Genomic DNA, 10,791 nt, shown 5'->3' on the forward strand with positions numbered 1-10,791 from the left:
GGTCAGGGCGTGCCGTTGACCGCAATCTGCGAAAACCCGCCGGTCTGCGGGTCGTACAGCGCACCCCAGAAGGCACTGCCGCCATCGCAGACCTTGATCGCTTCCCGCGCCGGTTTCACCGGCGGGTCGTTGGGCAGCCTGAACGCATTGATGTAGATCAGTTGCTGGCCCTGGATCACCACGCCCACGTATTGGCGGTCGAACTCGCGTGGCTCGGCAATGATGGGCGTCAACGCATCCTGTCGGGATTCGAGCTGCTCGATCTGTTGATGGCTCGGCTCCCAATAGCCGGTGATCTGGCCCGGATGACGCGCCGGACTATCGCGCGAGCAGGTGTCCAGCACCTGCTCGGCTACGCTCTGGCGGGTGATGATCCACGACTGCCCGCTCTTGAGACTGGTCGGCACCGTCGATGGTGCCTGTGTGGTCGCACAGCCTGCCAGTGCGAGCACTGCAAGGGCAGTAGCGTTGCGAAGCGTTCGCATCACAATACCTCCGAGGCGAAGTCGGCCAGGCGCGAGCGTTCGCCACGACGCAGCGTGATGTGCGCGCTGTGCGGCCAGGCCTTGAAGCGATCCACCGCGTAGGTCAGGCCCGAGGTGGTTTCGGTCAGGTAGGGCGTGTCGATCTGCTCGACGTTGCCCAGGCACACGATCTTGGTGCCGGGGCCGGCGCGGGTGATCAAGGTCTTCATCTGCTTCGGAGTGAGGTTCTGCGCCTCGTCCAGAATCAGGTAGCGCGACAGGAAGGTGCGCCCGCGCATGAAGTTCATCGAGCGGATCTTGATGCGGCTGGCGAGCAGGTCGTTGGTGGCCGCGCGGCCCCACGAGCCGCCGTCCTGGTTGTGGGTAAGCACTTCCAGGTTGTCGGTCAGCGCGCCCATCCACGGTGTCATCTTTTCTTCTTCGGTGCCGGGCAAAAAGCCGATGTCTTCGCCCACGCTGACGGTGGCACGGGTCATGATGATTTCGCGGTAGCGCTGTTGGTCCATCGTCTGCGCCAGGCCCGCGGCCAGTGCGAGCAGCGTCTTGCCGGTGCCGGCGGTGCCGAGCAGGGTGACGAAATCGATCTCCGGGTCCATCAGCGCATTGAGCGCGAAGTTCTGCTCGCGGTTGCGCGCGGCGATGCCCCAGATCGCATGCTGGGTATGGCGGAAATCATCCACCAGGCACAGCGTGGCCTTGCCGCCGCCAACCTTGGCTACGCGCAGCTCCACCTCGTCTTCGCCCGGCAGATACAGGTACTGATTGGGATACCAGTCCTCGTCGTCGGCCAGCACGATCTCGTAATGGGTGCGGCCGCGCTCGTTCCAGCTGCGCAGGTCCTCGTTGTGCTTCTGCCAGAAGTCTTCCGGCAACTCGATGGCACCGGTGAACAACAGGCTGAAATCGTCCAGCGCGCGGTCGTTCTGGTAATCCTCGGCAACCAGGCCGCTGATGTAGGCCTTGATGCGCAGGTTGATGTCCTTGGACACCAGGATGACCGGCACATCCGGGTTTTCTTCGCGCAGCGCCAGTACCGAGGCCAGGATCTTGTTGTCCGGCAACATCGCGCCGAAGGTGCGGCCCGGCTCGATCGGGTGGATCTGGAAATACAGCCGGCCGATCGCGGCCTGGCCCTTGAGCTGGATGCCCTGCGGATGACTGAGCAGGATGCCGGCCTGGATCTGCTCGGCGTTGGTGTTTTCCAGCAATTCGTCCAGGAAGCGGCTGACCTGGCGCGCGTTGCGGCTGACTTCGGAGGTGCCCTTCTTGGCGTTGTCGAGCTCTTCGATCACCTGCATCGGCAGGAACACATCGTGTTCTTCGAACTTGAACAACGAGGTGGGGTCGTGCATCAGCACGTTGGTGTCCAGCACGTAGATGCGCTTGCCTTGGGTCATTGGGTCTTCCAAGTGATGGAGCAGGGGCGAGCCATCACGCCTGCAGGTGCAGGGTGATGGAGGACACGGGAAATCAGCGGCGTCACTGTTTGGCGTGCGCCTTGATTGCGGCCAGCACGGCCTCGGCATGGCCGGCGACCTTGACCTTGCGCCAGGCCTGCACGACGCGCCCCTCGGGCGAGAGCAGGAAGGTGCTGCGCTCGATGCCGAGCACCTGCTTGCCGTACATGTTCTTTTCCTTGATCACGTCGAAGGCACGGCACAGCGCTTCGTCACCGTCGCTGATCAACGGGAAGGTGAAGCCTTGCTTGGCGCAGAAATTGTCGTGCGACTTCACCGAGTCGCGCGAGACGCCAAGCACCTCGGCGCTCGCTTGTTTGAATTGCGGCAACAGTGCGTTGAAGTCCAGGCCCTCGGTGGTGCACCCGGGCGTGCTGTCCTTCGGGTAGAAGTACAGCACTACCCATTTGCCTGCACAGCCGCGCAGGGTGGTCTGGGTACCGCCGGACAGCGCCAGCGGCAGGTCGAGGGTGGTAGCGGGCAGTTCCAGTACGGCGTCGGTCATCTTTGCTCAGCCTGAAGGGAGAGGCGGTCGGCGGCCGATCAGGCCGGCCCGACATCCATCCCATCATAAGCAGCCACATGGAAACGTTTGGCGAGCGCATCGAACTCCACATTGCGCTGATTCAGCGATTCGATGGTGTGATGCTCGCGCTTGTCCACATGCAGGAAATACGACTCTTCATCGTCGCCGTCGTCTTCGTCGCGTTCGCCGAGGAAGATGTCGATGACGCGGTAGCCGTCCTGGGTCAGTTGCTCGGCGAGCTTCTGCAGGGGTTCCTGCGCCGGGTCGGCGAAGAAGTATTCCCAGCGCAACGGGCCGTCGAGATTCCAGTCGGTCTCGGAGCGGATGTGATCGAACATCTGTTTCAGCGCGGATTGGGCGATGGCCATCGGTGCGTCTGCCTTAGAACTTCATCGGGTCCATGATCGCGTCGAGATTGAGGTGATCACAGAATTCCAGGAAATCATCGCGTAACGCGGCGATGTGCATGTTGGCCGGCACCCCGATGGTCACCTGCGCAGAGAACATCTCCGCGCCGGTCTGCATGGCCCGGTAGCGGGTGCTCTGCAGGTTTTCGATGGTGATGCCCTGGCGATCGAAGAAATCGGCCAGCTGGAACAGGATGCCCGGCTTGTCCGCAGCGATCACTTCCACGATGTACGGCAGCAGGTTGGATTGGGTCTGCTTGGGGCCGGTGCGGTACCAGACCAGCTTGAGGCCCTCTTCGCGTTCGAGCCGGGTCAGCATGGCTTCGAGCTTGGCGACCGAATCCCAGGAGCCGGTGGCCAATGCGGTGACCGAAACATCGCGCCCCACCGTGGCCAGGCGAGCGTCCACGAGATTGCAGCCGCTATCGGCGATGCGGCGGGTGACAGGCAATAGGGGGGACTCCGGATGCGTCGTGTAGGCGTTGATCAGGAGGTGATTTTCGGTCGGCGAAGGCCGGGGTGTAGAGTCAGTCAAAGGGGCTTCCGGCATTGCATCAGGCTGAATGGCCGCCCGGGCAGGCGCCCTGGCGGTGACCAGCATACTTGCCCGTGGTTTCGCGCCGCAAGTAACATGCAGGCGGTCGCAACCCGCGTGCGCGCGGGCCTTTTCCTGTCACGTAAGAGCAGCAGAATCTTGTCCCTTTCCGGCATCATCACCGCGCTGGCGACCCCCTTCGGGCCGGACGGCGCACTCGACCTGGATGCCTGGCGGCGGCTGCTGGAGCAGCAGCTGCACGGGGGCGTGCAGGGAATCGTGGTCGCCGGCTCGACCGGCGAAGCCGCCGCGCTGAGCGACGACGAATACGACACATTGCTGCGCGCCGCCGTTGCCCAGGTGGCCGGCCGGGTGCCGGTGCTGGCCGGGACCGGGCTGTCCGGCACCGCAAAGACCATCGCGCAGACGCGCCGCGCCGCCGCGCTGGGCGCACAGTACGCGCTGGTGGTGACGCCGCCGTACGTGCGCCCGACCCAGGCAGGCTTGAAAGCGCACTTCCTGGCCGTGGCCGACAACGGCGGGCTCCCGGTGGTGTTGTACAACGTGCCCGGCCGTACCGGCTGCGACCTGCTGCCGGAGACGGTGGCCGAACTGGTCGACCACCCGAACATCGTCGGCATCAAGGAAGCGCGCAGCGAGCCCGAGCGCGTCGCCGCGCTGGTGGCGCTGCGCAGCGACGCCTTCGTGGTGCTCAGCGGCGATGACGGCAGTGCCGCGCAGTCGATGCTGTCCGGCGCCGAAGGACTGATCTCGGTGGCGTCCAACGCGTTGCCGTCGGCCTATCGTCGCTTGTGCGACCTTGCCCGCGCTGGCCAGCGCGATGCGGCCACCGCCTGGGATGCGCGCCTGAGCGAATATCACAGTTTCTGCGGGATCGAATCCAATCCCATCCCGGTCAAGGCGCTGCTGCAACGCGCCGGGATCGGCCACGGCCTGCGCTTGCCGCTGCTGCCACTTTCAGCGGCGCACCAGCCGGCCGCCGACCGCCTTGCCGCCGACGCCATTGCGTTGGAAGCACTTTCCAGCCGCGAAATGCTCGCGGCCTGACCCAGGAGATTTATCGATGCGTCATTCCGTTTCCCCCGTCCGCGTGCTGTCGCTCGCGTTGCTGGCGACCGCCACCGTCGCCGCCACGAGTGGTTGCAGCTGGTTTCACAAGGGCGCGCGCGGCGACTATGCGTTGGCCCCTGAAGCTCGCCCGCTGGAAGTGCCGCCGGATCTGAACCTGCCCGACACCTCCGGTGCGATGAAGGTGCCGACGCTGGCTTCGACCACGCAGCAGCAGACCAACACGCCGCCATCGGCGAGCGCCAACAGCGGGTTCACCGTGCCGGGCGAGCGCGATGAGGTGTTTGCCAAGGTGGGCACGGCACTGGCCGAGATTCCCGGCCTCACCATTGCCAGCAAGGCGCAGATGCTCGGCTCCTACGATGTGAGCTACGAGGGGTCCAGCTTCCTGGTACGCGTGGTCAAGGTCGAGGCCGGCAGTTATGTGTCGGCAGTGGATCCGCGCGGCATGCCGGCCACGGCCGCTGCACCGGTCGCGGTGATCAGTGCGCTGAAGGGCAAGCTCGGCGGCTGATCGATTTCGCCATTGCCGGACAGCAAAACGGGCGCTTGGGCGCCCGTTTTGCGTTTGGCTATAGCCGGCGGCGATCTTAGTCGCACGCCGGCACAGTGCCTTAGCGCTGCAGCAGCGGCAACTTGTTCGGTTTGCCGTCCCAGTCTGCAGCATCGGGCAGGGGCTCCTGGCGCACTGTCAGCACCGGCCAGGCTTTGGCCAGTTCGGCGTTGAGCGCGACGAAGCCTTCCTGGCCGGCGGGGACGTCATCTTCCGGGTAGATCGCGTTGGCCGGGCATTCGGGCTCGCACAGGGTGCAGTCAATGCACTCGTCCGGGTCGATGACCAGAAAATTCGGGCCGACGTGGAAGCAATCCACCGGGCAGACTTCGACGCAGTCGGTGTATTTGCACTTGATGCAGTTTTCGGTGACAACAAAAGGCATGGCGGAATCCGGCGTTTAGCCTGGCAATTCTAAAGCAGTCGGGGGTGTGCGGTGCAGATTGTCTGCCGCGCAGATGGTGGAGTGGTCGTAGTCTGCGGGATGTCTTGATGTCTGGATCTCGCAGGGTGGGTTGGCTGTCTTCCTACCTACTCTCACGCCAACCGCCAACCGCCAACCGCCAACCGCCAATCGCGCCCCGGCCCGCATTTGCGGCGTGAGCGCTCGACGGCGCGCGCGCCGCAAGCGCGGGCCGTGCCTTCTCGCCCCAAGAGGAGAGGGGCTTTGCATCCTGTCTCCCCTCAGTGAACTCAGGTCAGCCCGTATTGCCTGGCCAGGGCGAACAGGCCGGCGGCGGCCAGGTCTTCGGGGTGAGGGACGGTGGCGACGCCCAGATGCGTCAGCGCCAAAGCGTAGCGTTGCGCCAGGGCGGGGCTGCCGACCAGGTGCACGGTGGCGTGACTGCCGCGATGCTCGCGGAGCTCGTGGCCGATCAGCAGGCCCGAGAGGTACGAGGGCAGGGCCTTTGCACTCAGGCGGTCGAACAGGCCCAGCGTGCGGGTGCCGAACAGGTGGTGGCTGAGGCCGCCGGGGTCCGCGCTGCGATCCACGCCCAGCAGGAAGGCTTCGCTCTCCAGGTCGGCGTGATCCTCGGGCATCAGCTTGCCGAGGATGCTGTGCTGGCGCAGCAGCGCATACAGTTCGCCGGTCATCACGGTGGCGAAGTCGGTCAGCTGGCCGTTGGCGATGGTTGCCCATTTGCTGTGGGTGCCGGGCAGGCAGGCGATGTGGTCGCCATCCCCGAGTGCGGCAATCAGCCCGACCAGCTGGGTTTCTTCGCCACGCATGACATCCGGCACGCCCTGCTGCGCGCCGGTACTAACGCCCGGCACGAACCACAGTGCGCGGCCGGGCAGCAGGTCGTCGTAGCGGCGCATGGCCGCCGCCAGTGCGGCGGTGTCGGTCGGGCAGGGCAGGTAGGCCTGTTCGACCCAACCGTTGCGGCTGCCGATCATGCCCGACAGCAGTACCGGGCCGTCCCAGCCGTCGATCAATGCGCTCAGGACCTCGCCAAAGCGGCCCTGGCAGGCGAGGATGCCGTCGCTGCCACGGCGCTGTTCCAGCACGGCGCCGGTCGCGTCGAGCAGGTAGGCGCGCAGGCTGCTCGTGCCCCAATCGACAGCGATCATGCGCTGGCCACCCGGCTTTCGGGCAGGCCGACAATGGCTACATCGCAGACGAACAGGCCGCCGGCTTCGGGCATGCGTGCGAGTTCTTCGGCGCTATGGTCCAGGCGCGAGGAGATCACGTGCAGGCGATCCAGCGCCGCGCCACCGAAGGCGCTGCAGGTTGGGTGCTTGACCGGCAGGTGCACGATGCGCTCGACGCTGCCGTCGGGGCGATAGCGCACTACGCGGCTGGCGCGCCACTGCGCATTCCACAGATAGCCTTCGGCGTCGATGATGGAGCCGTCCGGCTCGGCGTCGTCGCGGTCCAGGGTGGCAAACACGCGCGTGTTGCTGGTCTGCGCGGTCTCCTGGTCGTAGTCGCAGCACAGGATCTGCGGGCGCACCGAGTCGCAGTAGTACATGGTGCGGCCATCCAGGCTGAAGCAGATCGAGTTGGGGATCGACACGCCCGGCAGCGGCAGCGCGCGCAAGCCATGGGTCAGCGAGAATTGGTACATCGCCCCGCGCGCAGTCTTGTTGTCGTGCTCGTCCATGGTGCCAAACACCAGATTGCCGTGCCGATCGACGCGGCCATCGTTACTGCGCGTCAGCGGGTTGTCTGCCTCGATGTCGGCCAGTTTCTCGAACGGCAATACGTCGTTTTCTGTGCTGTCCGGGTCGACGATGCCGACAGCCTTGGCCAGCGCGATCAGCAGGCGGCCATCGTCCATCAGGCCGAGGCAGCCGGGGCGATCGGGTAGGGTCCAGAAGCGCGTCTTCGCGCTGTCCGGGTGATGCCGCCACAAGCGTTTTTCGCTGATGTCGACCCAGTACAGCGACTGGCGCTGCTCGCACCACAACACGCCTTCGCCATGCGTGCAGCGGCTGTCGACCGCCAGTACGGCGGTGTGCTCGGGTGTGCTCACCATTCGGCGATGCTGCCATCGCTGTGGCGCCACACCGGGTTGCGCCAGTCCGGCGGATTTTCGTTTGCGCGCTTGAGCATCTCTTCGTCGATCTCCACACCAAGCCCGGGTTTGGGCAGGGCGGCGATACTGCCATCGACACACTGAAAATCGTCTTTATTGATGACGTAGTCGAGCAGGTCGGCGCCTTCGTTGTAGTGGATGCCGATGCTCTGTTCCTGCAGTACTGCGTTGTGTGAGACGAAGTCCACATGCAGGCACGCGGCCAGCGCGATCGGCCCGAGCGGGCAGTGCGGGGCAAAGCCCACGTCGTAGGCTTCGGCCATCGCGGCGATCTTGACGCACTCGGTGATGCCACCGGCATGCGACAGGTCCGGCTGCACCATGCCGATACCACCGGCGCACAGCACGTTCTTGAATTCGAAGCGCGAGAACATGCGCTCGCCGGCCGCCAGCGGAATCGAGGTGCTCGCGGCCAGGCGCGGGTAATACTCGGCCTGTTCGGCCAGCACCGGTTCTTCGACGAACAGCGGCTTGAACGGTTCGAGTTCGCGCAGCAGCGCCTTGGCCATCGGCGCGCCGACGCGGCCATGGAAATCGATACCGAAGTCGATGGTGTTGCCGAAGGCTTCGCGGATCTCGGCAACCTTGACCACCGCCGCGTCGACCGCGCGCGCGCTGTCGATCAGCTTCATTTCCTCGGTGCCGTTGAACTTGAAGGTGTCGAAACCCAACGCGCGGTAGTCGGTGATCTGCTGGATGATCGCGCCTGGACGGTCGCCACCGACCCAGCGGTAGGTTTTCATGCGGTCGCGCACCAGCCCGCCCAGCAGCTCGTACACCGGCACGCCCAACGCCTTGCCCTTGATGTCCCACAGCGCCTGGTCGATGCCGGCGATGGCGCTCATCAGGATGGCGCCGCCACGGTAAAACCCGGCGCGATACATCGTCTGCCACAGGTCGTTGATGCGCGCCGGGTCCTTGCCGACGACATAGCCGGCCAGCTCGTGCACGGCCGCTTCCACGCTGCGCGCGCGGCCCTCGATAACCGGCTCGCCCCAGCCGGTGATGCCCTCGTCGGTCTCGACCTTGAGGAACAACCAACGCGGTGCGGCGTGGTAGGTGGTGAGGCGGGTGATCTTCATCCTTGCAGTTCCTGGTAGGCCTGCACAAAGGCGCGTGCATGCGTCTGGGTTGTTTCGAGCGATTGCGCGGGTTTATAGAGCTCGCCGCCGATGCCGGCGCCGGCGGCGCCCCGGGCGAGGAAGCCGGCCAGGGTTTGCGGACTGACGCCACCGACCACATACACGGGGATGTGCGGGGGCAGCACCGAGCGCAACGCGCGCACATGCGCCGCGCCATAGGTCGCGGCCGGGAACAGCTTCAGGATCGTGGCGCCGGCATCGATGGCGTCAAACGCCTCGCTGGCGGTGGCGAAACCGGCCACCACGGTCAGCCCGCGCGACACCGCATGGCGGATCAGCGACGGGCGCGTGTTGGGGGTGACGATGAAGCGCGCACCGATGTCGGCCAGTGTGTCCACGTCTTCGTTGCGCAGCACGGTGCCGGCGCCGATCCAGGCGCGCTCGCCATAGGTGTGCTGGGCGAGGGCGATGCTCTGTTCCCAGCGCGGCGAATTGAGCGGGATCTCGATCGCATCGAAGCCGACGTCTATCAGCGCGCCGACATGGGCGAGCGTGTCTTCCGGCGTGATGCCACGCAGGATGGCGATCAACGGCAAAGCGAACAGGCTGGCGGTGGTCTGTAAAGTCATGGTGTTACTCGCGATAGAGCGGAAAGCGGCCGTCGACGGCCGACGGGCCGGCAAGCGTCGAGGGAGCTGGCGCAACTGCGCGCAGCAAGCAGGTGCTGCCGGTGCGCGATCCGTAAAAAGTGAGGGGCGAAAGAGCAGGCGTAGTGTTGACCCTACCGGCGCAAGTCACGGGAGCATGCGTTGCGCTACGGCCAGTAAGTGGCCGGCAAGATGCCGTCATCGTCGTCCACCTCCGCAGTCATGGCATGCGTGCTGCCACCTGAGTCAACGGTGGTCACGTCTCTTTTGGCCGCGCCCGGGAGGTAGGGCTCCTGCTGCGGCGTGCGCTAGCCTCACCCGCGGAGATATGTGCTGCAAATGAAATTTTCGGCATATTCTATTCCTCCGACGAATACACGGCCGCAACCGCAACCCATGGCAAATTCCAGCACTCCCTGGTTCAACGCAGCCCGCCTCAAGACGCGCCAACTCCTGCTGTTGCTGCATCTGCACGAACAACGCTCGGTACTGCGTGCGGCCGAGGCCGCCAGCATGACCCAACCGGCCGCCTCCAAGCTGCTGGCCGAGATGGAAGACATGTTGGGGGTGAAACTGTTCGAGCGGCATGCCCGCGGTGTCGAGCCCACCTGGTATGGCCATGTGCTGATCCGGCGCGCGCGCGCTGCGATGTCGGAGATTGGCCGGGCGCAGGAAGAAATCGCTGCGTTGCGGGCCGGTCGCATGGGCCAGGCCTCGATCGGGACGGTGGTCAATCCAGGCACCAATCTGGTGCCGCAGGCGATTGCCGAGGTCAAACGCGAGTTCCCGGACATCCTGGTGCGGGTGGAGATGGACTACAGCCGCCCCCTGGTGGCCAAGTTGCTGGATGGCCAGCTGGATATCGTGATCGGCCGCATCCTGGGCCCGGAAGGCGTGGGCGAACTGGAGTTCGAGCCGCTGGCCGATGAGCCGCATTCGGTGATCGCACGCGCCGGCCACCCACTGGCCAGCCGGGTTGGCCTGCAGCACACCGACCTGGTGCGGCATGGCTGGATCCTGCCGCCGGCCGACAGTGTGCTGCGTGCGCGGCTGGACTCGATGTTCATGGAGCACGGCGTGCAGACGCCGACCAATGCCATCGAAACCTCGTCGTTGCCGGTGACTTCGACCCTGTTGCGCGGCACCGACATGCTCACCGCATTGCCGGTGGAGTCGGTGGCGCCGCTGATCCAGGCCAAGTTGCTGACCGTGCTGCCGATCGAACTGGGCGTGCGGATGGAGTCGTTTGGCATCATCCGCCGGCGCGATTACATCCTGCCGCCAGGTGCCGAGCGCATCCTGCAAGCGCTGCGAACCACCGCGCGCCGCTTGTACCCGGGTCTGCGCGGTCCGGAATCCCTTACCTAGCGGGCTCTTCCATGTGTATTCCCTGCAGTAATACCAGTCCGTGAATTTTTCATTGGCTGGCGCTAGACCGTGCGCCTATATCTGTGCGCCAGATCGCACGCT

Annotated in this window: 13 protein-coding genes; 3 read left to right on the forward strand and 10 right to left on the reverse strand. The window is 65.3% G+C overall.

Annotated elements, in window-relative coordinates; genetic code table 11:
• Window positions 1-2: 2 nt before the first annotated feature.
• The 5 genes from BJD12_RS22220 to BJD12_RS22240 form a co-directional block, all read right to left on the reverse strand.
• A complete protein-coding gene (locus BJD12_RS22220) occupies window positions 3-485 on the reverse strand; it encodes a hypothetical protein (protein ID WP_042828309.1) in 483 nt (160 codons plus the stop codon).
• Window positions 485-1,882, reverse strand: coding sequence for a PhoH family protein (locus BJD12_RS22225; RefSeq protein WP_005994938.1), 1,398 nt, complete (start codon window positions 1,880-1,882; stop codon window positions 485-487). Before BJD12_RS22225 ends, BJD12_RS22220 begins: the two co-directional genes overlap by 1 nt.
• A gap of 82 nt (window positions 1,883-1,964) precedes the next feature.
• Window positions 1,965-2,447 (reverse strand): peroxiredoxin, encoded by a 483-nt coding sequence (locus BJD12_RS22230; RefSeq protein WP_005994936.1) that lies wholly within the window; start codon window positions 2,445-2,447, stop codon window positions 1,965-1,967.
• Between the two features lie 38 nt (window positions 2,448-2,485).
• On the reverse strand, window positions 2,486-2,836 hold the full coding sequence (locus BJD12_RS22235; protein ID WP_005994934.1) for a ribonuclease E inhibitor RraB: 351 nt from the start codon (window positions 2,834-2,836) through the stop codon (window positions 2,486-2,488).
• 13 nt (window positions 2,837-2,849) lie between these two features.
• The gene (locus tag BJD12_RS22240; RefSeq protein WP_002813792.1) at window positions 2,850-3,476 is read right to left on the reverse strand and encodes a glycine cleavage system transcriptional repressor; all 627 of its coding nucleotides are present in this window, start codon (window positions 3,474-3,476) and stop codon (window positions 2,850-2,852) included.
• A gap of 93 nt (window positions 3,477-3,569) precedes the next feature.
• Here BJD12_RS22240 and dapA point away from each other — a divergent pair, with 93 nt between their 5' ends.
• Both dapA and BJD12_RS22250 read left to right on the forward strand, forming a co-directional pair.
• On the forward strand, window positions 3,570-4,478 hold the full coding sequence (dapA, locus tag BJD12_RS22245; protein ID WP_042828310.1) for a 4-hydroxy-tetrahydrodipicolinate synthase: 909 nt from the start codon (window positions 3,570-3,572) through the stop codon (window positions 4,476-4,478).
• Window positions 4,479-4,494: 16 nt separating this feature from the next.
• Window positions 4,495-5,013, forward strand: a complete 519-nt coding sequence (locus tag BJD12_RS22250) for a hypothetical protein (protein WP_005994930.1) — start codon at window positions 4,495-4,497, stop codon at window positions 5,011-5,013.
• Window positions 5,014-5,113: 100 nt separating this feature from the next.
• Here BJD12_RS22250 and fdxA read toward each other — a convergent pair whose 3' ends face one another.
• The 5 genes from fdxA to BJD12_RS22275 all read right to left on the reverse strand — a co-directional run bounded on the left by fdxA (window position 5,114) and on the right by BJD12_RS22275 (window position 9,303).
• Window positions 5,114-5,437: a ferredoxin FdxA gene (gene fdxA / locus BJD12_RS22255; protein ID WP_005994928.1), complete on the reverse strand. Its 324-nt coding sequence runs from the start codon at window positions 5,435-5,437 to the stop codon at window positions 5,114-5,116.
• Between the two features lie 308 nt (window positions 5,438-5,745).
• On the reverse strand, window positions 5,746-6,624 hold the full coding sequence (locus BJD12_RS22260) for a 2-dehydro-3-deoxygalactonokinase (protein ID WP_005994926.1): 879 nt from the start codon (window positions 6,622-6,624) through the stop codon (window positions 5,746-5,748).
• Window positions 6,621-7,532: an SMP-30/gluconolactonase/LRE family protein gene (locus tag BJD12_RS22265; RefSeq protein WP_058564026.1), complete on the reverse strand. Its 912-nt coding sequence runs from the start codon at window positions 7,530-7,532 to the stop codon at window positions 6,621-6,623. Before BJD12_RS22265 ends, BJD12_RS22260 begins: the two co-directional genes overlap by 4 nt.
• On the reverse strand, window positions 7,526-8,674 hold the full coding sequence (dgoD, locus tag BJD12_RS22270; protein ID WP_005994563.1) for a galactonate dehydratase: 1,149 nt from the start codon (window positions 8,672-8,674) through the stop codon (window positions 7,526-7,528). The genes BJD12_RS22265 and dgoD overlap by 7 nt, the downstream gene beginning before the upstream one ends.
• Window positions 8,671-9,303 carry a 2-dehydro-3-deoxy-6-phosphogalactonate aldolase gene (locus BJD12_RS22275; RefSeq protein WP_005994561.1) on the reverse strand — a complete coding sequence of 211 codons (633 nt, stop codon included), beginning with the start codon at window positions 9,301-9,303 and terminating at the stop codon, window positions 8,671-8,673. The genes dgoD and BJD12_RS22275 overlap by 4 nt, the downstream gene beginning before the upstream one ends.
• A 414-nt stretch (window positions 9,304-9,717) precedes the next feature.
• On the opposite strand from BJD12_RS22275, the gene BJD12_RS22285 reads away from it, so the two are divergent.
• On the forward strand, window positions 9,718-10,689 hold the full coding sequence (locus BJD12_RS22285) for a LysR family transcriptional regulator (RefSeq protein ID WP_005994559.1): 972 nt from the start codon (window positions 9,718-9,720) through the stop codon (window positions 10,687-10,689).
• The last annotated feature ends 102 nt before the right edge of the window (window positions 10,690-10,791 follow it).

This window comes from Xanthomonas vesicatoria ATCC 35937, from assembly GCF_001908725.1.
GTDB classification, from domain to species: Bacteria; Pseudomonadota; Gammaproteobacteria; order Xanthomonadales; family Xanthomonadaceae; genus Xanthomonas; species Xanthomonas vesicatoria.